At 67.7% G+C, this 20,402-nt stretch carries 21 protein-coding genes; 10 read left to right on the top strand and 11 right to left on the bottom strand.

Translation table 11 applies throughout. The annotated features are described in order from the left end of the window. Positions 1-63: 63 nt before the first annotated feature. Together trxA and G3N61_RS24205 are read right to left on the bottom strand one after the other, a co-directional pair. Positions 64-912 (bottom strand): thioredoxin, encoded by an 849-nt coding sequence (gene trxA, locus G3N61_RS24210; protein WP_205823774.1) that lies wholly within the window; start codon positions 910-912, stop codon positions 64-66. 52 nt (positions 913-964) lie between these two features. Beyond that, positions 965-1,846 carry a pirin family protein gene (locus G3N61_RS24205; RefSeq protein WP_205823773.1) on the bottom strand — a complete coding sequence of 294 codons (882 nt, stop codon included), beginning with the start codon at positions 1,844-1,846 and terminating at the stop codon, positions 965-967. Between the two features lie 260 nt (positions 1,847-2,106). Here G3N61_RS24205 and G3N61_RS24200 point away from each other — a divergent pair, with 260 nt between their 5' ends. Beyond that, a complete protein-coding gene (locus G3N61_RS24200) occupies positions 2,107-2,985 on the top strand; it encodes an EamA family transporter (RefSeq protein ID WP_179258737.1) in 879 nt (292 codons plus the stop codon). A 54-nt stretch (positions 2,986-3,039) separates the two neighbouring features. Here the strand turns inward: G3N61_RS24200 and G3N61_RS24195 are convergent, their stop codons facing one another. Together G3N61_RS24195 and tsaE are read right to left on the bottom strand one after the other, a co-directional pair. Beyond that, positions 3,040-4,566, bottom strand: a complete 1,527-nt coding sequence (locus G3N61_RS24195) for an N-acetylmuramoyl-L-alanine amidase (protein ID WP_043190086.1) — start codon at positions 4,564-4,566, stop codon at positions 3,040-3,042. Beyond that, positions 4,548-5,102 carry a tRNA (adenosine(37)-N6)-threonylcarbamoyltransferase complex ATPase subunit type 1 TsaE gene (tsaE, locus tag G3N61_RS24190; protein WP_043190084.1) on the bottom strand — a complete coding sequence of 185 codons (555 nt, stop codon included), beginning with the start codon at positions 5,100-5,102 and terminating at the stop codon, positions 4,548-4,550. The genes G3N61_RS24195 and tsaE overlap by 19 nt, the downstream gene beginning before the upstream one ends. Positions 5,103-5,119: 17 nt before the next feature. Between tsaE and queG the strand changes: the two genes are divergently transcribed. The 3 genes from queG to xerD all read left to right on the top strand — a co-directional run bounded on the left by queG (position 5,120) and on the right by xerD (position 7,837). Beyond that, positions 5,120-6,355, top strand: coding sequence for a tRNA epoxyqueuosine(34) reductase QueG (gene queG, locus G3N61_RS24185; protein ID WP_205823772.1), 1,236 nt, complete (start codon positions 5,120-5,122; stop codon positions 6,353-6,355). Positions 6,356-6,419: 64 nt separating this feature from the next. Then, positions 6,420-6,887, top strand: coding sequence for a methylated-DNA--[protein]-cysteine S-methyltransferase (locus G3N61_RS24180; RefSeq protein ID WP_111016246.1), 468 nt, complete (start codon positions 6,420-6,422; stop codon positions 6,885-6,887). Further along, the gene (gene xerD, locus G3N61_RS24175) at positions 6,887-7,837 is read left to right on the top strand and encodes a site-specific tyrosine recombinase XerD (RefSeq protein ID WP_043190077.1); all 951 of its coding nucleotides are present in this window, start codon (positions 6,887-6,889) and stop codon (positions 7,835-7,837) included. The genes G3N61_RS24180 and xerD overlap by 1 nt, the downstream gene beginning before the upstream one ends. 48 nt (positions 7,838-7,885) lie before the next feature. On the opposite strand, the gene G3N61_RS24170 is transcribed toward xerD, so the two are convergent. After that, on the bottom strand, positions 7,886-9,448 hold the full coding sequence (locus G3N61_RS24170; RefSeq protein WP_205823771.1) for an AMP-binding protein: 1,563 nt from the start codon (positions 9,446-9,448) through the stop codon (positions 7,886-7,888). Between the two features lie 245 nt (positions 9,449-9,693). Between G3N61_RS24170 and ybaK the strand changes: the two genes are divergently transcribed. After that, positions 9,694-10,185 carry a Cys-tRNA(Pro) deacylase gene (gene ybaK, locus G3N61_RS24165; RefSeq protein ID WP_175021990.1) on the top strand — a complete coding sequence of 164 codons (492 nt, stop codon included), beginning with the start codon at positions 9,694-9,696 and terminating at the stop codon, positions 10,183-10,185. Between the two features lie 108 nt (positions 10,186-10,293). Then, the gene (plsY, locus tag G3N61_RS24160; protein WP_205823770.1) at positions 10,294-10,932 is read left to right on the top strand and encodes a glycerol-3-phosphate 1-O-acyltransferase PlsY; all 639 of its coding nucleotides are present in this window, start codon (positions 10,294-10,296) and stop codon (positions 10,930-10,932) included. A gap of 79 nt (positions 10,933-11,011) precedes the next feature. Here the strand turns inward: plsY and G3N61_RS24155 are convergent, their stop codons facing one another. Then, entirely contained in the window at positions 11,012-11,497 is a 486-nt protein-coding gene (locus G3N61_RS24155) for a YajQ family cyclic di-GMP-binding protein (protein ID WP_043190069.1), read from the bottom strand. Between the two features lie 137 nt (positions 11,498-11,634). Here G3N61_RS24155 and murB point away from each other — a divergent pair, with 137 nt between their 5' ends. Further along, the gene (gene murB / locus G3N61_RS24150) at positions 11,635-12,684 is read left to right on the top strand and encodes a UDP-N-acetylmuramate dehydrogenase (RefSeq protein WP_205823769.1); all 1,050 of its coding nucleotides are present in this window, start codon (positions 11,635-11,637) and stop codon (positions 12,682-12,684) included. Between the two features lie 90 nt (positions 12,685-12,774). Here the strand turns inward: murB and argF are convergent, their stop codons facing one another. Then, the gene (gene argF, locus G3N61_RS24145; RefSeq protein WP_043190066.1) at positions 12,775-13,704 is read right to left on the bottom strand and encodes an ornithine carbamoyltransferase; all 930 of its coding nucleotides are present in this window, start codon (positions 13,702-13,704) and stop codon (positions 12,775-12,777) included. Positions 13,705-14,118: 414 nt separating this feature from the next. On the opposite strand from argF, the gene G3N61_RS24140 reads away from it, so the two are divergent. Next, complete coding sequence (locus G3N61_RS24140; protein WP_043190063.1) at positions 14,119-14,439, top strand: DUF3579 domain-containing protein; 321 nt, start codon at positions 14,119-14,121, stop codon at positions 14,437-14,439. A 152-nt stretch (positions 14,440-14,591) separates the two neighbouring features. Here G3N61_RS24140 and rpsT read toward each other — a convergent pair whose 3' ends face one another. Next, the gene (rpsT, locus tag G3N61_RS24135) at positions 14,592-14,864 is read right to left on the bottom strand and encodes a 30S ribosomal protein S20 (RefSeq protein WP_011352994.1); all 273 of its coding nucleotides are present in this window, start codon (positions 14,862-14,864) and stop codon (positions 14,592-14,594) included. A 304-nt stretch (positions 14,865-15,168) separates the two neighbouring features. Between rpsT and murJ the strand changes: the two genes are divergently transcribed. Both murJ and G3N61_RS24125 read left to right on the top strand, forming a co-directional pair. Next, on the top strand, positions 15,169-16,719 hold the full coding sequence (murJ, locus tag G3N61_RS24130) for a murein biosynthesis integral membrane protein MurJ (protein ID WP_043190061.1): 1,551 nt from the start codon (positions 15,169-15,171) through the stop codon (positions 16,717-16,719). 8 nt (positions 16,720-16,727) lie between these two features. Then, positions 16,728-17,570, top strand: coding sequence for a SirB1 family protein (locus tag G3N61_RS24125; RefSeq protein ID WP_043190258.1), 843 nt, complete (start codon positions 16,728-16,730; stop codon positions 17,568-17,570). 65 nt (positions 17,571-17,635) lie between these two features. On the opposite strand, the gene G3N61_RS24120 is transcribed toward G3N61_RS24125, so the two are convergent. The 3 genes from G3N61_RS24120 to kdsB form a co-directional block, all read right to left on the bottom strand. Next, positions 17,636-18,394 carry a 3-hydroxyacyl-CoA dehydrogenase gene (locus G3N61_RS24120; RefSeq protein WP_089451170.1) on the bottom strand — a complete coding sequence of 253 codons (759 nt, stop codon included), beginning with the start codon at positions 18,392-18,394 and terminating at the stop codon, positions 17,636-17,638. Between the two features lie 282 nt (positions 18,395-18,676). Then, positions 18,677-19,339, bottom strand: a complete 663-nt coding sequence (adk, locus tag G3N61_RS24115) for an adenylate kinase (RefSeq protein ID WP_043190056.1) — start codon at positions 19,337-19,339, stop codon at positions 18,677-18,679. A 208-nt stretch (positions 19,340-19,547) separates the two neighbouring features. Further along, on the bottom strand, positions 19,548-20,339 hold the full coding sequence (gene kdsB / locus G3N61_RS24110; protein ID WP_059665170.1) for a 3-deoxy-manno-octulosonate cytidylyltransferase: 792 nt from the start codon (positions 20,337-20,339) through the stop codon (positions 19,548-19,550). Between the last annotated feature and the right edge of the window lie 63 nt (positions 20,340-20,402).

Genomic DNA, 20,402 nt, shown 5'->3' with positions numbered 1-20,402 from the left:
CCGTATGTCATGCGGGGCGATCCCGCAGCCGGGCCGTTGCGGCCCGGCCGGTCACCCATCCGTTCAGTTGAGCGCCATGCTCAGCCTGCGCCGCCACCCGGCGACGAGATCCGGCCGATCGCCGGCCAGCTCGAACACCGAGATCAGCGTGCGGCGGCCGAGATCGTCGCCGTACGCGCGGTCACGCGTGACGATTTCCATCAACTGCTCCACCGCGCCTTCGTACGCGCGCCGCGCGATCAGACTCTGCGCGAGGTCGAAGCGCGCGTCGAGGTCGGCCGGGTTCGCCGCGATGCGTGCTTCGAGTGCGTCGGTCGGCGGCAGGTCGGCCGTGGCTTCGAGCGCGTCGAAGCGGGTCTTGATCGCCTGGTAGCGCGGGTCGCCGTTTTGCAGCGTTTGCGGCGACAGCCGCTCGGTCTCGGCGCGCGCGGCGTCGACCTGGTTGCTCGCGAGCAGCAGTTCGATCAGGTCGAGGCGTGCGTCGTCGAAGCCCGGGTTCAGCGCGAGCGCCGCTTCGAGGTGCGTGAGCGCGTCGTCGTAGCGCTCCTCGGCCATCGCGTACTGCGCGGCACGCCGTTCGGCTTCCTCGGGGGCCGGCAGCAGCCGGTCGAGGAAGGCGCGCAACTGGCCTTCGGGCAGCACGCCGACGAACTGGTCGACCGGGCGCCCGTCGGCGAACGCGATCACGTGCGGAATGCTGCGCGTCTGGAAGTGCGCGGCGAGCTCCTGGTTCTCGTCGACGTTGACCTTCACGAGTTTCCAGCGGCCTTCGTAGTCGCCTTCGAGCTTTTCCAGCAGCGGGCCGAGCGTCTTGCAGGGGCCGCACCACGGCGCCCAGAAGTCGACCAGCACGGGTGCGTCCAGCGACGCCTCGATGACGTCTTTCTCGAATGTGGCAAGCGTGGTGTCCATGTCGTTCTCTTCCGTTCGAATGTCGTCAGGATGGGGGCGGCACGCCCCTTTTTCAACGCGGCTTCGACTCGGGCAGCGGAATCCACTCGGTCTCGCCCGGCACCTTGCCCATTTCCTGGCGCGTCCAGGCTTCTTTCGCGCGCTCGATCGCGTCGCGGCTGCTGGCGACGAAATTCCATTCGATGAAGCGCTCGCCGTCGATCTTGTCGCCGCCGAGCAGCATCGCGCGCGCGCCACTGCCGCTCGTCAGCGTGACCGCGACCCCGGGCGCGAGCACGGCCATCTGCTCGGCCGGCACCGGGGTGCCGTCGATCGCGAGCTCGCCGTCGACCACATAGACCGCGCGCTCCTCGTGCGACGCGTCGAGCTCGACACGGCCACCGGCCGCGAATTCGGCCGCGACGTACAGCGTGCGCGAGAACGTCGTGACGGGTGAGCGCAGCCCGAACGCATCGCCGGCGATCACCGTCAGTTCGACGCCGTTTTCGTTGCGGCGCGGCAGCGTCACGGCCGGATGGTGCTCGAACGACGGCTCGGTGGTTTCGTGCGCGCGCGGCAGCGCGACCCAGGTCTGGATCCCGTGCACGGTGTGGCCGTTTTCGCGCTGCGCGTCGGGCGTGCGTTCGGAGTGGACGATCCCGCGGCCGGCCGTCATCCAGTTCACGTCGCCCGGCACGATTTCCTGCAGCGAGCCGAGGCTGTCGCGGTGCAGGATCGCGCCGTCGAACAGGTAGGTGACGGTGGCGAGGCCGATATGCGGATGCGGGCGCACGTCGAGCCCCGTGCCGGGCGGCAGCGTGGCGGGCCCCATGTGATCGAAGAAGATGAACGGGCCGACGAGGCGGGCGGCGAGTGCGGGCAGCGTGCGGCGCACCTGCAGGTTGCCGATGTCACGCACGTGCGGCTTCAGCAGGGCTTTGATCGGAGCGGTCATGGCGGGTCCTGTAGGGCGGCGGGGGATGCCGGTCATTGTACTGGCCGTCCGCCGCCGATTCCATGTGCACCGCGCGGGTATCGGGCCGGGGGCCGAAACCCGGTAGACTGACCGGTTTCTCAGGAAAACGCCGGGCCGCCCCGGGTTTTCACCCCAAAGGAAGTCCCGTTCGGGGATGACCGCCTCGGGGAGCCCGGCGCAAAGCGACAGGGCCCGAGCGCACCTTGGACAACAATTCGACAATCGAGGAGACGCCGATGATGGCCCCGAAGGACTTGCTGCTTGCGCTGGTCGTGATCCTGGCGTGGGGCGTGAACTTCGTCGTGATCAAGGTCGGGCTGCACGGCATGCCGCCGATGCTGCTCGGCGCGCTGCGCTTCACGCTCGCGGCCGTGCCCGCGGTGTTCTTCGTGCGCCGGCCGCAGATTCCGTGGCGCCTGCTGGTGCTGTACGGCGCGACGATCCAGCTCGGCCAGTTCGTGTTCCTGTTCACCGGCATGTACGTCGGCATGCCGGCCGGCCTCGCGTCGCTCGTGCTGCAGTCGCAGGCATTCTTCACGCTCGTGTTCGCGATGCTGTTCCTCGGCGAGCAGTTGCGCATTCAGAACCTGTTCGGGCTCGCGATCGCCGCGGGCGGGCTCGTCGTGATCGCGGCGCAGGGCGGCCGCGAGATGACGCTCGCGGGCTTCCTGCTGACGATCTGCTCGGCCGCGATGTGGGCGTTCGGCAACATCGTCACGAAGAAGGTCGGCCGTGCCAACCTGGTGTCGCTCGTCGTGTGGGCAAGCCTCGTGCCGCCCGTGCCGTTCTTCCTGCTGTCGCTGTGGTTCGAAGGGCCGCAACGGATCGCGACCGCGCTCGCCGGGCTCAACGGCGCATCGATCTTCGCGGTCGTCTATCTCGCGTTCGTCGCGACGCTGCTCGGCTATGGGCTGTGGAGCCGCCTGCTGTCGCGCTATCCGGCCGCCCAGGTCGCGCAGTTCTCGCTGCTGGTGCCGATCGTCGGCCTCGCGTCGTCGGCGCTGCTGCTCGACGAGCATCTGACGCGCACGCAATTGATCGGCACGGCGCTCGTGATGGGCGGGCTCGCGGTGAACGTGTTCGGCGGGAAACTGATGCGCCGCTTCGCGGCATCGTGACGCGCCGGCACGCACTGCGTGCCGGCGGCGGGGCGGGGTGGCCGGGGATGGCCGTCAGGCCATCCGGTTCTTCGCGAGCGGCGGATTCGCCGCGAAATAGCGCTTGATGCCGCGGAAGATCGCGTCGGCCATCTGGTCGCGATAGCTGTCGTCGTTCAGTCGGCTTTCCTCTTCCGGGTTGCTGATGAACGCGGTCTCGACGAGGATCGACGGAATGTCGGGCGCCTTCAGCACCGCGAACCCGGCCTGCTCGACCGAGCCCTTGTGCAGCTTGTTGATGCCGCCGACTTCCTTCAGCACGTAGTTGCCGTAGCGCAGCGAATCGCGGATCTGCGCGGTGGTCGACATGTCGAACAGCGCGCGGTTCACGGCCGCGTCAGCCGTCTTGATGTTGATGCCGCCGATCAGGTCGGACGAATTCTCCTTGTTCGCCATCCAGCGCGCCGCGGCGCTCGTCGCGCCGTGGTCGGACAGCGCGAACACCGACGAACCGCGCGCGGACGGCGTCGTGAATGCATCGGCGTGGATCGATACGAACAGGTCGGCGCCCACGCGGCGCGCCTTCTGCACGCGCACGTTCAGCGGCACGAAGAAGTCGGCGTCGCGCGTCATCATCGCGCGCATGTTCGGCGCGCCGTCGATCTTCGCGCGCAGCTTCTTCGCGATATCGAGTGCGATGTGCTTCTCGTACGTGCCGCCGCCGCCGATCGCGCCCGGATCCTCGCCGCCGTGGCCCGGATCGATGGCCACCGTCAGCAGGCGCACGGTGCCGCCCTTGCCGGATTTCGGCGCGGTGAACTTGTAGGTGTCGCCGTCGTCGTCGCTGTCGTCGCGGCGTGCGATGACGGGCGGCGGCTTGACGGCCGGCTTCGCGGGCGTCGAAGGGGTGGCGGGCGGCGTGTGCGGCGTCGCCGGCGTGTTCTGCGCGAAGCGCTGGAAGAACGCATCGCTGTTGTCGCCTGCGGCGGGCGGCGGCGGGGGCGTGCCCGGGCCGGCCAGCGTGGTCGGCGGCTGCATCTGCTGCGCGCGCGCGGTGTCGTTGAGCGCCTGTTCCTTGCGTTCCGTCTGCGCGATCAGGTCGGTCAGCGGATCGGGCGCGACGGCCGGATACAGGTCGAACACGAGCCGGTACTTGTAGGCGCCGACCGGCGGCAGCGTGAACACCTGCGGTTTCACCGAACCTTTCAGGTCGAACACCATCCGCACGACGTGCGGCTGATACTGGCCGACGCGCACCGACTGGATCTGCGGATCGTTCGGCGCGATCTTCGACACGAGGTCGCGCAGCGCCTGGTCGAGATCGAGGCCGGTCAGGTCGACGACGAGACGGTCGGGACCCTGCAGCAGCTGTTGGGTATTCTGCAGCGGCTGGTCGGATTCGATCGTGACACGCGTGTAATCGCGTGCGGGCCACACGCGCACGCCGAGCACCGACGACGCGTGCGCGAGCCGCGGTGCGACGAGACCGAGCACCAGCGTCGACGCGCCCGCGCACAGGATCTGACGGCGCCGCCAGTTGTGCGTCGCGGTGGCCGCCGATTCGATCGAGCGGAACGGTTTGATCAACATCTTTCGAGACATGCCTTTCCTGAAGCGCTGTACGCCCGGACGGTGAGGGCGCGGCCGTCGCCATCCACGTCGAGCGAGAAAACCAGATCGGGTACGCCGAGCAGCGTGCCCGCCTGTTGTGGCCATTCGACGAGGCAGATCGCGCTGGAATTGAAATATTCGCGAAAGCCTGCGTCGGACCATTCGGCCGGATCGTTGAAACGATACAGATCGAAGTGATAGACCTCGAGTTCCCCATCGTCGCGTTCGAGTGCGTACGGCTCGACGAGCGTATAGGTCGGACTGCGCACGCGCCCCGTGTGGCCGAGGCCCCGCAGGATCGCGCGGACGAGGGACGTCTTGCCCGCGCCGAGATCGCCGACCAGCTGGATCTGCAGCCCGTCGAACGCATGCGCGCGGGCGAGTTCGACGCGTGCCGCGTCGAGCGCGTGCGCGAAGCGGGTGCCGAAAGCCTCGGTCGCCGCTTCGTCGGCGAGCGCGATCACGCGCTGCTCGAGCGGGGCAGGCAACGTGACGGCATGAGGCGGGTGGCTGGACGTGGCTGACATTCTCGTAAAATAGTGCGATGAACCGATTACCGGAACTCGCCGCATCCGACAGGCCTTCGACTCGTGCCGAAGGCGCGGCACCGTGCGCGCTCGACGATGCGGCGTTGACTGCGCTCGCCGCGCGCATCAGGGCGTGGGGGCGCGAATTGGGTTTCGGGGCGATCGGCATCAGCGATACCGATCTCTCGGATGCCGAAGCAGGCCTCGCCGCCTGGCTGGAAGCCGGATACCACGGCGAAATGGATTATATGGCGAAACATGGGATGAAACGCGCGCGTCCGGCCGAACTTGTGGCCGGTACGCGACGCGTGATTTCCGTGCGGCTCGCCTATTTGCCGGCCGAAACGCTCGCCGGCGACGCGCCTGAAAGCGAGCCGGGCGCGCTCGTGCCGCACGACTGGCGCGCGCGCGAACGGGCCCGGCTCGACGATCCGCAGGCGGCTGTCGTGTCGATCTACGCCCGCGGCCGCGACTATCACAAGGTGTTGCGCAACCGGCTGCAGACGCTCGCCGAGCGCATCGAGCAAGAGATCGGCGCGTTCGGCTACCGCGTGTTCACCGATTCGGCGCCCGTGCTCGAGGTCGAACTCGCGCAGAAGGCCGGTGTCGGCTGGCGCGGCAAGCACACGCTGCTGCTGCAGCGCGACGCGGGTTCGCTGTTCTTCCTCGGCGAAATCTACGTCGACGTGCCGCTGCCGACCGACGCGCACACGTCGCCCGACACCGCGCCCGAGACACCCGGCGCGCACTGCGGCAGCTGCACGCGCTGCATCGGCGCCTGCCCGACCGGCGCGATCGTCGAGCCGTACCGCGTCGACGCGCGCCGCTGCATCTCGTACCTGACGATCGAACTGAAAGGCAGCATCCCCGAGCCGCTGCGGCCGATGATCGGCAATCGCGTGTACGGCTGCGACGACTGCCAGCTCGTGTGCCCGTGGAACAAGTTCGCGCAGGCCGCGCCTGTCGCCGATTTCGACGTGCGGCACGGCCTCGATCGCGCGACGCTGGTCGAGCTGTTTGCGTGGGAGGCGGACACGTTCGATACGCGGATGCAGGGCAGCGCGATCCGGCGCATCGGCTACGAAAGCTGGCTGCGCAATCTCGCGGTCGGGCTCGGCAATGCGCTGCGCGCGGACGCGGGCCGGCTCGCGCCGGCCGCGCGCGACGCGATCGTCGTTGCGTTGCGCGCGCGGGCCGACGACCCGTCGCCGGTCGTGCGCGAGCATGTCGAATGGGCGCTGCGTGCCGCGTGAAGGCGGCGTAAAGTGTCGTCGGCGCGCGGCGGGTCCGCGCGCATCCATCGGTCAGGAGAGGGCCATGTTCAATGCAGTCATCGACGCGCCGTTCGGCAAGGTCGGCATCCGCACGGACGCCGCGGTGGTGCGCGAGATCGTCTACCTGCCCGAATCGGTGAAGTCGGTCGAGCCGGATTCGCCGCTCGCGAAGCGCGCGGTCAAGCAGATCGAACGTTATTTCGAGCGCGCGTCGGCGCGCTTCGACCTGCCGCTCGCCGAGGTCGGCAGCGCGTTCCAGCATCGCGTGTGGGACGTGATCAGCGATATTCCGCCCGGCACGGTGCTGACCTACGGGCAGGTCGCGAAGCGGATCGGCAGCGCGCCGCGCGCGGTCGGCCAGGCGTGCGGCGCGAACTACTTCCCGCTCGTGATCCCGTGCCATCGCGTCGTCGCGGCGGGCGGCCTCGGCGGCTTCGCGAACCACGACGACAACGGCTATTACCAGAAAGTGAAGCGCTGGCTGCTGGCGCACGAGGGCGTGCCGTACTGATGAGTGAATCGCTGATTTCCCCCGAAGCCGACGGCGATGCCGCCGCGGCGTCCCCCGCGCTGCTGGCGAGCCGCGCGTCGATCGACGTGTTTTGCGATGCGTTGTGGCTCGAGCATGGGCTCGCGCGCAATACGCTCGACGCGTACCGGCGCGATCTGGTGCTGTTTTCCCAATGGCTGGCAGAGACGCACGACGCGCCGCTCGATTCGGTCGACGAAACGATGGTGACGGGCTACATCGCCGCGCGCAGCGACGGCAAGGCGACGTCGTCGAACCGGCGGTTGTCCGTGTTCCGGCGCTATTACGGCTGGGCCGTGCGCGAGCATCGCGCGAGCGCCGACCCGACGCTGCGGATCACGTCCGCGAAGCAGGCCGCCCGGTTTCCGTCGACGTTGTCGGAGGCTCAGGTCGAGGCGCTGCTCGGCGCGCCCGACATCGATACGCCGCTCGGCCTGCGCGATCGCACGATGCTCGAGCTGATGTATGCGAGCGGGCTGCGCGTGAGCGAGCTCGTGATGCTGAAGACCGTCGAGGTCGGGCTCAACGAGGGCGTCGTGCGCGTGATGGGCAAGGGCTCGAAGGAGCGGCTCGTGCCGTTCGGCGAAGTCGCGCACGGCTGGATCGAGCGCTATCTGCGCGATGCGCGGCCGGCGCTGCTCGGCGCGCGCGCGGCCGATGCGCTGTTCGTGACCGCGCGCGGCGACGGCATGACGCGCCAGCAGTTCTGGAACATCATCAAGCGCCACGCGCAGCACGCGGACGTGCGTGCGCACCTGTCGCCGCACACGCTGCGGCACGCATTCGCGACGCACCTGCTGAACCACGGCGCCGACCTGCGCGTCGTGCAATTGCTGCTCGGTCACAGCGACATCTCGACCACGCAGATCTATACGCACGTCGCGCGCGAGCGGCTGAAGACGCTGCACGCGGAACACCACCCGCGCGGTTAGCGCACGCTTCGCTGCGCGGGCGTTGGCGGGCGCAGCGGCCCGCCTGGGTCAGACCAGCTCGCGCAGCTTGTGCTTCAGCACCTTGCCCGTCGACGCGGCCGGCAGCGCGTCGAGCACGCGCAGGTGTGCGGGGCGCTTGTACGGCGCGAGCCGTTCCGCACACCATGCGTGCAACGCCGCTTCGTCCGCCGTCGCGCCGGGCACCAGCTCGACGAACGCGAGCACTTCCTCGTTGCCTTCGACCGCGCGGCCGATGACGGCCGCCTGCACGACGTCTGGATGTGCGTTCAGCACCTGTTCGACTTCGACCGGATAGACGTTGAAGCCCGACCGGATGATCAGCTCCTTGCTGCGGCCCGCGATCGTCACCGCGCCGTCCGCTTCCTGCCGCGCGAGATCGCCGGTGCTCAGCCAGCCGTCCGGCGACACGGCCGCATGTGTCGCGTCCGCGTTGCGGTAGTAGCCGAGCATCACGTTCGGCCCGCGCACGCGGATCTCGCCGACTTCACCCGGCGGCACGTCGGTGCCGTCCGGCGCGACGATCCGCATCTCCACACCGGGAATCGGCACGCCGACCGAGCTGTCGGTGCGCGGCGCGTCGAGCGGCGTCTGCGTGATCGTCGGGCTGCTTTCGGTCATCCCGTAGCCGTTGTGCAGCGGCACGCCGTACAGGCGCTCGACACGTGCCTTCAGGTTCGCGTCGAGCGGCGAGCCGCCCGAATACGCGAAGCGCAGGCGCGGTGCGCGCCATGCGTGGCCGTGCGTGTGCAGGTGTTCGAGCAGCTTCGCGTGCATCGCGGGCACGCCCTGGAAGATCGTGACGCCTTCGTCGGCGAGCGCGACGCGCACGGCTTCCGGCGAGAAGCGCGGGACGAGCCGCAGCGTCGCGCCCGCGTACAGGCTGCCGAGGCAGACCGACGCGAGCCCGTACACGTGCGACACGGGCAGCACCGTGTAGACGACGTCGTCGGGCGACACGCGACGCAGCGTGCTCGACGTGGCTGCGATGAACAGCAGGTTGCGATGCGACAGCATCACGCCTTTCGGCGTGCCGGTCGTGCCGGTCGTGTAGATCAGCGCCGCGCATTGCGCGGCACCGTCGGCGGCGACCGGTTCGCCCGGCGCGCTCGTGTCGACGCGATACGACCACGCGCCGATGTCGACCGGCAGCGCGCCGGCAGGCGTCGCGCCGTGCCGCGTGGCATGGGTGCGCGCGTCGGGCGATGCGTCGATGGTGAATGCGATCAGTTTCGGACGCGCATGCGCGGCGATCGCGTCGAGTTCGCTGGCCGACAGCCGCGCGTTCGACATGAGTGCCCATGCGTCGAGGCGTGCGACCGCGAACAGCAGCACGATCTGCGCGACGCAGTTTTCGGCGACGATCATCACGCGGTCGCCGCCTTGCACGCCGAGGTTGGCGAGCCGAGCGGCCGCCGCATCGACGGCCTGCGACAGCTCGCCGTACGACAGGCGGCGCGCGTCCTCGATCAGCGCCGGATGCGCGGGCGCCTGCGCGGCCCAGCGTGCGGGCACGTCGGCGATGCGGCGGGGCAGCGCGGCGAGCAGTGCATCGACGTCGAGCGGCTCGGAAGAACGGAGGGACGAGGACATGGCGTCTCCAGAAAAGGGGCGGGCGACGGCTGACGAGGTTGGCGAACGATCGTGCCATGACGGCACGCGCGCCACAATCGGCCATTCGGGCAATAGCGCTTCGCGATGTCCGCAATGATGATGGACGGAATCGTTGCGGCGACGCAGCGGGCCGCCCGGTGAAAAACGGGCCGCGAGTATACCGCCGGCGCGGGCGCGAGCGTGCCATTGCGCGCCCGACGGTCGTTCACCATTAAAATGCCATCATGAGCAAATCCAAGCATGTGTCCGAAACCCCTGCAACCCAATTGCTGCGCCGCAACGGCATCGTGTTCGGCGAGCATCCGTACGACTACGTCGAGCACGGCGGCACCGGCGAATCGGCGCGCCAGCTCGGCGTCGACGAGCACAGCGTCGTGAAGACGCTCGTGATGGAAGATGAGCATGCGAAGCCGCTGATCGTGCTGATGCACGGCGACCGCACCGTATCGACGAAGAACCTCGCGCGGCAGATCGGCGTGAAGCGCGTCGAGCCGTGCAAGCCCGAGGTCGCGAACCGCCATTCCGGCTATCTCGTCGGCGGCACGTCGCCGTTCGGCACGCGCAAGACGATGCCCGTCTACGTCGAGGCGACGATCCTCGAGCTGCCGACGATCTACCTGAACGGCGGCCGTCGCGGCTACCTCGTCAGTCTCGCGCCGGCGGTGCTCACGTCAGTGCTCGGCGCGCAGCCCGTGCAGTGCGCGAGCGTCGACTGAGGGTTTCACCTTCGTGGCAGGCCGCGCGCGTTCGGTAGAATGGGCGCCGTTTCGGCCTGCCACGCGCAGCCGTCCCTTTACCGATACGTTGAAAGAAGAGTCCTCCGCATGCAGATCCTGCTCGCCGCCCTCATTGCCTACCTGATCGGTTCGGTGTCGTTCGCCGTCGTCGTCAGTGGCGCGATGGGCCTGGCCGACCCGCGTTCGTACGGGTCGAAGAATCCCGGCGCGACCAACGTGCTGCGCAGCGGCAACAAGAAGGCCGCGATCCTGACGCTCGTCGGCGACGCGTTCAAGGGCTGGATTGCCGTCTGGCTCGCGCGGCACTTCGGCTTGCCCGAGGTTGCGGTCGCCTGGGTCGCGATCGCCGTGTTCCTCGGCCACCTGTACCCGGTGTTCTTCCGCTTCCAGGGCGGCAAGGGCGTCGCGACCGCGGCCGGCGTGCTGCTCGCCGTGCACCCGGTGCTCGGGCTTGCGACCGCGCTGACCTGGCTGATCGTCGCGTTCTTCTTCCGCTATTCGTCGCTCGCGGCGCTGGTGGCGGCCGTGTTCGCACCGGTGTTCGACGTGTTCCTGTTCGGCACGGGCCACAACCCGGTCGCGTGGGCCGTGCTGGCGATGAGCGTGCTGCTCGTGTGGCGTCACCGCGGCAACATTTCGAAGCTGCTGGCGGGGCAGGAGAGCCGGATCGGCGACAAGAAGAAGACGGCCGCGGACGGCGGCGCGCAGGGCGGCGGGAAGGCCTGAGGGGGCGCGGCGCTTGCCGCATGCCGGGCGCGCCGCGTATGCGGAGCCCGGCAGGATGACGTGACGGATCGTCTGGCGATCAGTCGCGGAAGTTGTTGAAGTCGAGCGGCGTGTCGGTCACGTCCTTGCGCAGCATCGCGATCACGCTTTGCAGGTCGTCGCGCTTCGTGCCGTTCACGCGCACCGCGTCGCCCTGGATGCTCGCCTGCACCTTGATCTTGCTGTCCTTCACGAGGCGCACGATCTTCTTCGCGAGATCGCCGGTCACGCCTTTCTTCACGGTGACGATCTGCTTGACCTTGTCGCCGCCGATCTTCTCGACCTTGCCGTAGTCGAGGAAGCGCACGTCGACGTTGCGCTTGGCCAGCTTGCTGATCAGCACGTCCTTGACCTGGCCGAGCTTGAAATCGTCATCGGCGAACAGCGTCAGCTCGCGCTCCTTTTGCTCGACGCGCGCGTCGGAGCCCTTGAAGTCGAAGCGCGTCGAAATTTCCTTGTTCGACTGCTCGATGGCATTCTTCACTTCAATCATGTTCGCTTCGGAAACGACGTCGAACGATGGCATGGCATTCCTCCCTTGAGATGCGGGCACCCGGCTCGCGCGCGGGCACTCGCTATAATTGCGGACTGTTTGCCATTTTACCGATGCCCCTCCGTTTGCCCAAGGCCGGCCATGCGCCCCCCGGGCGGACGTGACCGCGAATGCCGATGCCTCCTGACGATTCCGCCCTGTCGCTGCTTCCCGACCATCCGCTCACCGCGCACAACACGTTCGGCATCGCCGCGACCGCGCGCTTTGCCGCGCGCGTCACGCATGCGTCGCAGTTCGAGGCGCTCCACCGCGACCCGCGCATCGCGAACCTGCCGCAGCTCGTACTCGGCGGCGGCAGCAACGTCGTGTTCACGCGCGACTTCGACGGTGTCGTGCTGCTCGACGAGATCGCGGGCCGTCGCGTCGTGCGCGAGGACGACGACGCGTGGTACGTCGAGGCCGGCGGCGGCGAGAACTGGCACGCATTCGTCGCCTGGACGCTCGAGCACGGGATGCCGGGCCTCGAGAACCTCGCGCTGATTCCGGGCACGGTCGGCGCCGCGCCGATCCAGAACATCGGCGCATACGGCCTCGAGATGAAGGCGTATTTCGACTCGCTGGTCGCGGTCGAGCTGGCGACGGGGCGCAGCGAGCGCTTTGACGCCGCGCGCTGCGCGTTCGGCTATCGCGACAGCTTTTTCAAGCGGGAAGGGCGCGGCCGGTTCGCGATCGTATCGGTGACGTTCCGGCTGCCGAAGCAATGGGCGCCGCGGCTCGGCTACGCGGACGTCACGCGCGAACTCGACGCGCACGGCATCGCACCCGAGACGGCCACGCCGCGCGACGTGTTCGACGCGGTCGTCGCGATCCGCCGCGCGAAGCTGCCCGATCCGCTCGTGCTCGGCAACGCGGGCAGTTTCTTCAAGAATCCGGTGATCGATGCCGCGCAGTTCGACGCGCTGCGCGCTCGCGCGCCCGAGGTCGTGTCGTATCCGCAGCCGGACGGGCAGGTCAAGCTCGCGGCCGGCTGGCTGATCGACCGCTGCGGCTGGAAGGGGCGCGCGCTGGGCGCGGCGGCCGTGCACGACCGCCAGGCGCTCGTGCTCGTCAATCGCGGCGGCGCGACGGGCGCCGACGTGCTCGCGCTGGCGCGGGCGATCCAGGTCGACGTGCACGCGCAATTCGGCGTCGAGCTCGAGCCGGAACCGGTCTGCCTGTAACACGGGTTTCACGCAGCGTTTCGCGCGCCCAAACAAAAAGCGCCGATCGACGATCGGCGCTTTTTTCATGGATTGCCCGGTGCCGGCGCGTCAGTGCTTGAGGCGACCGAGCAGCAGGAACTCCATCAGTGCCTTCTGCACGTGCAGGCGGTTTTCCGCTTCGTCCCACACGACGCTCTGCGGGCCGTCGATCACGCCGGCCGTCACTTCCTCGCCGCGGTGGGCGGGCAGGCAGTGCATGAAGAGGGCGTCCGGATTCGCGTGGCCCATCATTTCCTCGTCGACGCACCAGTCGGCGAACGCCTGCATGCGGGCCTCGTTCTCCGCCTCGAAGCCCATGCTCGTCCACACGTCGGTGGTGACGAGATCGGCGCCCTTGCAGGCTTCGTTCGGATCGTCGAACACCTCGTAGAACGGTGCGCTGTCGGGCGACACGAGCTTCATGTCGAGCGCGTAGCCGGGCGGCGTGGACAGGCGCAGCTTGAAGCCGAGGATCTGCGCGGCTTCGATCCACGTGTAGAGCATGTTGTTCGCATCGCCGACCCACGCGACGGTCTTGCCGGCGATCGGGCCGCGGTGCTCGTAGTACGTGAAGATGTCGGCGAGCACCTGGCACGGGTGGTACTCGTTCGTCAGGCCGTTGATCACCGGTACGCGGGAATTGTCCGCGAAACGCTTGATGACCTCCTGCTCGAACGTGCGGATCATGATGATGTCGACCATCCGCGAGATGACCTGCGCGGAATCCTCGACGGGTTCGCCGCGGCCGAGCTGCGTGTCGCGCGTGCTCATGAAGACGGCATGGCCGCCGAGCTGGAAGATCCCGGCCTCGAACGACAGGCGCGTGCGCGTCGAGCTCTTCTCGAAGATCATCGCGAGCGTGCGGTCGTGCAGCGGGTGGTAGGTCTCGTAGTTCTTGAACTTGCGCTTCAGGATACCCGTGCGCTCCAGCACGTACTCGTAGTCTTCCAGCGAGAAATCCTTGAACTGCAGGTAGTGACGAATGGTTTTGGCGGTCATGAAGCAGGATACGGCGGGATGTCACCCGGCAGCGAGGCCGGACGGCGCCGCCGTCGGGTGTGGATAACTCAAAGCAGCATAAAGGATTTTCTGTGCTTTGACGAGCCGTGGAGAGAAGCGGGGCACGATCGCCGCACGCGGCTGGCGGTGCAGGAGGAGGGGTGTCGGGACGGCGCGCGATGGCGCGCTGCGGTATAATTCGAAAGTTTTCTCCAGCCCGGCAGGCAAGCCTCCTCGCGCTCTGCCGGACACAAGCCGTGCGCTGCACAAATTCGGTGCAGTCTACCGGCGGCGCGCGTCGACGTCCCGTTTTCGGGATATCGGAATGCTCGTGCCGCCGTCCGTTTCAGCTTTGTGTTCGCGTATCCAGGCGCCGTTGCCTGGACATCGCCGGGCCGTCACTTGGGTAACCACATGGCTGAAACCCCTCCGACCGAATTCTTCATCCAGGGCATCACGAAAGACGGGAAAAAGTTTCGCCCGAGCGACTGGTCGGAACGTCTGGCCGGTGTGATGGCCTGCTTCGGGCCGGGGGCGAGCGGGCGGAACGCGCGTCTCCAGTATTCGCTCTACGTGCGTCCGACGATGCTCGGCGACCTGAAATGCGTGATCCTCGATTCCCGGCTGCGCGACGTCGAGCCGATGGCGTTCGATTTCGTGCTGAATTTCGCGAAGGACAACAACCTCGTCGTCACCGAGGCGTGCGAACTGCCGGACTACAGCGAGAAGAAGTAAGCAGCGGACGGGCGGGGCGCGCGCAGTGCCGGGCCCCGGTTGTTCGCCTGCATCGTTGCCGATTTCGGCGACACAGGCAAAAAAGCCCGCCTAGGCGGGCTTTTTTGCGATCGCAGGAAACAGGAACGCCCGCGGAAGCGGGCGCGCCGGATTTACGCTGCTGCCTGCAGGCCTTTGACGGCTGCGGCGAGGCGGCTCTTGCTGCGAGCGGCCTTGTTCTTGTGAACGATCTTCTTGTCAGCGATCGTGTCGATCGTCTTCACGGCAGCCTTGAACAGATCGGCAGCCTTTGCTTGATCGCCGGCGTCGACAGCCTTGCGAACAGCCTTGATCGCGGTACGGAATTTCGAGCGCAGCGCCGAGTTGTGCGAATTTGCCTTCGCGGCCTGGCGGGCGCGCTTGCGTGCTTGTGCGGAGTTAGCCATGACGGTTCCTTATCCTGTCCTGTTTCCAGAGCTTGGAGCCTAGACGGCCAAGCGCTGCTTTTCGATCCGTCCCCTGAGAGCGATTGCCCAGGGGCGCATAAAAAACGGTGATTTTAACCGAGGCCGGGACATGAAAACGGCAGTTGCCGTGCATGTACGAGCCCAGAAACCGGCGATTATAGCAACAAAATCAAGCGAGTGGCAAGTTCAACGTGACATCTGCCGGACGGGGCGCCATCGGCGCGCGTGCTTTTCGGCATCGGCCGCTGGCCGGGTCGCGCAACGTCCGTATAATAAGCGCCCCATGAATCTATTCCGAGCCCTGCTGACGGTCAGCGGCTTCACGCTGCTGTCGCGCGTGACCGGACTGGCCCGCGAGACACTGATCGCCCGTGCGTTCGGTGCCAGTCAATACACCGACGCGTTCTACGTCGCCTTCCGTATCCCGAACCTGCTGCGCCGCCTGTCTGCCGAAGGCGCGTTCTCGCAGGCGTTCGTGCCGATCCTCGCTGAGTTCAAGAACCAGCAGGGGCACGACGCGACGAAAGCGCTTGTCGACGCGATGTCGACCGTGCTCGCGTGGGCGCTTGCCGTGCTGTCGGTCTTCGGGATCGTCGGCGCGTCGTGGGTCGTGTTCGCGGTCGCGTCCGGCCTGCACACCGACGGGCAGGCGTTTCCGCTCGCGGTCACGATGACGCGGATCATGTTCCCGTACATCGTGTTCATCTCGCTGACGACGCTCGCCTCCGGCGTGCTGAACACGTACAAGAGCTTCTCGTTGCCCGCGTTCGCGCCGGTGCTGCTCAACGTCGCGTTCATCTCCGCGGCCGTGTTCGTCGCACCGCACCTGAAGGTGCCGGTGTTCGCGCTCGCGTGGGCCGTCATCGTCGGCGGCGTGCTGCAGTTCCTCGTGCAGCTGCCGGGCCTGAAGAAGATCGACATGGTGCCGCTGATCGGCTTCAACCCGCTGCGCGCGCTGCGCCACCCGGGCGTGAAGCGCGTGCTCGCGAAGATGGTGCCCGCGACGTTCGCAGTGTCGGTCGCCCAACTGTCGCTGATCATCAACACCAATATTGCGTCGCGGCTCGGGCAGGGCGCCGTGTCGTGGATCAACTACGCCGACCGCCTGATGGAATTCCCGACGGCGCTGCTCGGCGTCGCGCTCGGCACGATCCTGCTGCCGAGCCTGTCGAAGGCGCACGTCGACGCCGATTCGCACGAGTATTCGGCGCTGCTCGACTGGGGGCTGCGCGTCACGTTCCTGCTCGCGGCGCCGAGCGCGCTCGCGCTGTTCTTCTTCGCGACGCCGCTCACCGCGACCCTCTTCAATTACGGCAAGTTCGATGCGCATACCGTCACGATGGTCGCGCGCGCGCTGGCGACCTACGGGATCGGCCTCGTCGGCATCATCCTGATCAAGATCCTCGCGCCAGGCTTCTACGCGAAGCAGGACATCAAGACACCCGTGAAGATCGCGATCGGCGTGCTGATCGTCACGCAGATCTCGAACTACGTGTTCGTGCCGCTGATCGGCCACGCGGGCCTGACGCTGAGCATCGGCGTCGGCGCGTGCCTGAACTCGCTGCTGCTGTTCATCGGGCTGCGCAAGCGCGGCATCTACCAGCCGTCGCCGGGCTGGCTGCGCTTCTTCGTGCAGTTGATCGGTGCGGCGCTCGTGCTCGCGGGCCTGATGCACTGGCTGTCGATCAGCTTCGACTGGACCGGGATGCGCGCGCAGCCGCTCGATCGCATCGCGCTGATGGCCGCGTGCCTCGTGCTGTTCGCTGCACTATATTTCGGTATGTTGTGGGTGATGGGCTTCAAATACGCTTATTTCAGAAGGCGCGCCAAGTGACGACCGCAATGACCCGCGTCCTCGACTACTTCAGCACGCTCGTGGCGGACGACGACAGCCTGCCCGTCACGGAAGCGGCGCTGTCGCTGGCGCAGGACGCGTATCCCGACCTCGACCTGCAGGGCACGCTGGCCGAGCTCGACATGCTGGCGGCGCGGCTGCGCCGGCGGTTCGCCGACGATACGGACCTGAAGGGCCGCGTCGCCGCGCTGAACGATTTCTTCTTCCGCGAGCTCGGCTTCGCGTGCAACCACAACGATTACTACGACCCCGATAACAGCCACCTGAACGCCGTGCTGAAGCGGCGGCGCGGGATTCCGATCTCGCTGTCGGTGCTGTACCTGGAACTCGCCGAGCAGATCGGCGTGCCGGCGCGGGGCGTCTCGTTCCCCGGCCATTTCCTGCTGCGCGTCACGCTGCCGGACGGCGACCTGATCATCGATCCGGCCAACGGTCATTCGTTGTCTGAAGCGGAGATGGTCGAGATGCTCGAGCCGTACGTCGCGCGTGCGGCCGGTGCGGTCGACAGCGCGTTGCGCGCGCTGCTGCAGCCGGCGACGAGCCGCGAGATCATCGCGCGGATGCTGCGCAACCTGAAGACGATCTATCTTCAGACGGAACGCTGGCAGCGGCTGCTCGCGGTGCAGCAGCGGCTCGTGATCCTGTTGCCCGAGCACCTCGACGAAGTCCGCGACCGCGGTTTCGCGTATGCGCGGCTCGATTACCTGCGGCCCGCGCTCGAGGATCTCGAGCAGTATCTCGGCGAGCGGCCGGACGCGGACGACGCCACCGTCGTCGAGTCGCAGGTGACCGAATTGCGGCAGCGGATGCAGCGCGACGGCGAAGACTGAGCCGCCGCCGTGCTTTGCCGGTACCCTGAATGAAAAACGCCCGCGCTGCGGGCGTTTTTTTGTGCTTATTTCGGCTGCATCCGGATCGCGCCGTCGAGGCGGATCACTTCGCCGTTGAGCATCGGATTCTCGACGATCTGGCGCACCAGCAGCGCATATTCGGCTGGTTTGCCGAGCCGCGGCGGGAACGGCACCATCGCGCCGAGCGCGTCCTGCACGTCCTGCGGCATGCCGAGCAGCATCGGCGTCTCGAACAGGCCGGGCGCGATCGTCATCACGCGGATGCCGCTGCGCGACAGGTCGCGCGCGATCGGCAGTGTCATGCCTGCGACGCCGGCTTTCGATGCCGCGTACGCGGCCTGGCCGATCTGTCCGTCGAATGCGGCGACCGACGCGGTACTCACGATCACGCCGCGTTCGCCGTCCGCGGTCGGCGCGGTGGCGGCCATCGCAACGGCGGCGAGCCGGATCATGTTGAACGTGCCGACGAGGTTCACGTTGATCGTCTTCGCGAACACGTCGAGCGGATGTGCGCCGTCCTTGCCGACGGTCTTCGCGGCGGGCGCGATGCCGGCACAGTTCACGAGGCCGCGCAGCGTGCCCGCGCGCGTTGCCGCGTCGACGGCTGCCTGCGCGTCGGTCTCGCTCGACACGTCGCAATGGACAAAGAGGCCGCCCAGTTCGGTCGCGAGCGCCGTGCCCGCCGCGTCGTTCAGGTCGGCGAGCACGACCGTGCCACCTGCCTGCGCGAGCATCCGCGCCGTGCCGGCGCCGAGGCCCGATGCGCCGCCCGTGATCAGAAATACGTTGCCGCGAATTTCCATGACTGTCTCCGGTGTCGACCGCCCTTGGCGCTTTAGCGCCTAGGGAGGTACCATGCAATGCGGTCGACCGCCCCCTGGCGCTCCGTTGCCTGTTGCGGTTCCGCGCAAAGCCGTTGCCTGGTTAGATGCCGCACGATTGGTTGAAATGCCGGCACGTCCGGCACTCGACCGATTGTACGGGGCACTCTCCGGCGGCGGCGAGACCCGAACGGTCGTGCGAATTCTGCCCGGGCAAAAAAAAGCCGCCCGGAAAGGGCGGCTCGCGGGTGCGCGACGCGCTGCTTACTTCAGTGCGCCAAACGCGCGCTCACGGATCTCGTCGACGCCGCCGAGGCCCGAGATCTTGCGATACTGCGGGGCCTTCAGGCCGTTTTCCTCGCCGCGTTGCGCCCAGTCGCCGTAGTACGTGATCAGCGGCTTGGTCTGCGCTTCGTACACTTCGAGACGCTTCTTGACGGTTTCTTCCTTGTCGTCGTCGCGCTGGATCAGCGGTTCGCCCGTCACGTCGTCATGGCCTTCGACCTTCGGCGGGTTGAACTTGACGTGGTACGTGCGGCCCGATGCCGGGTGCGTGCGGCGGCCGCTCATGCGCTCGATGATTTCCGAGAACGGGACGTCGATCTCGAGCACGTAGTCGATCGCGACGCCGGCTTCCTTCATCGCGTCAGCCTGCGCGATCGTGCGCGGGAAACCGTCGAACAGATAGCCGTTCGCGCAGTCGGATTCCTTCAGGCGCTCCTTGACGAGGCCGATGATCAGCGCGTCCGGCACGAGCTTGCCGGCGTCCATGTAGCCCTTCGCCTCGACGCCGAGCGGCGTGCCAGCCTTCACGGCCGCGCGCAGCATGTCGCCCGTCGAGATTTGCGGGATGCCGAACTTTTCCTTGATGAAGTTTGCCTGGGTGCCCTTTCCCGCGCCGGGCGCGCCCAACAGGATCAAACGCATGGTGATATCTCCAGTATGTAGATTCGTGTGGCGAGACGCAAAAAGCGCCGGCGACGGGGTGCGCGGGGCTTGCCTGGCGCGTGGCGGACCGGTCTGATGCGGCGCGTCGGGTTGAGCGACGCGCGGCTGCCGGCAGGGCCGCGGGCGGGGTCAAGCGAGGACGCGCTGGTCGCGGACGGCTCGCACAATCGCCTGATTATGCCACGGGTTATTTTGATCCCGGCTGAAAAAGGGCCTGCACGCGTGCGAGATCGGCCGGCGTGTCGATTCCGGCTTCGGGCGCGGACTCGGTGATCAGCACTGCGATACGCTCGCCGTGCCACAGCGCGCGCAGCTGTTCGAGCTGCTCGGCCTGTTCGATCGGCGCCTGTGCAAGCGTCGGATACGTGCGCAGGAAACGCGCGCGATACGCATAGAGGCCGATGTGCCGGTAGACCGGGAAAGCCGGCGCAGGCATGGCCGCGACGTCGGGCCAGTGCGGCTGGTACGCGTCCCGGCTCCACGGAATCGGCGCGCGCGAGAAGTACAGCGCGACGCTCTGCGCATCGAGTGCGACCTTCACGACGTTCGGGTTGAACACGTCGGCCGCGTCGTGGATCGGGTGGGCCGCGGTCGCAATCGCGCAGGCCGGATGCGCGGCGAGGTGCGACGCTACGTCGCGCACGAGCACGGGGTCGATCAGCGGCTCGTCGCCCTGCACGTTGACGACGACGGTGTCGTCGCTCCACCCGAACGTCGCCGCGACTTCCGCGAGCCGGTCGGTGCCCGACGGATGGTCGGCACGCGTCAGCACCGCTTCGAAGCCGTGATCGCGCGCCGCATCGAGCACGCTCTGCGCGTCGGACGCGACCAGCACCTGCTGCGCGCCCGCTTCGCGCGCGCGCTCGGCGACGCGCACGACCATCGGCTTGCCGCCGAGATCGGCGAGCGGCTTGTTCGGGAGCCGCGTCGACGCGAGCCGGGCGGGAATGACGGCGATGAAGGGTTGCGGGTGAGTCATCGGGGAAGCGCGGTGAGAAGAGCGGAGCGGGCGGCGCGTCTGGCGCGGGTCGCCCGGCGGGGA

The sequence above is a fragment of the Burkholderia sp. Ac-20349 genome (assembly GCF_017104865.1).
In the GTDB taxonomy this organism is placed as follows: Bacteria; Pseudomonadota; Gammaproteobacteria; order Burkholderiales; family Burkholderiaceae; genus Burkholderia; species Burkholderia aenigmatica.
Note: the sequence above shows the minus strand (reverse complement) of the source record. Positions and strands in the feature narration are given on the sequence as shown.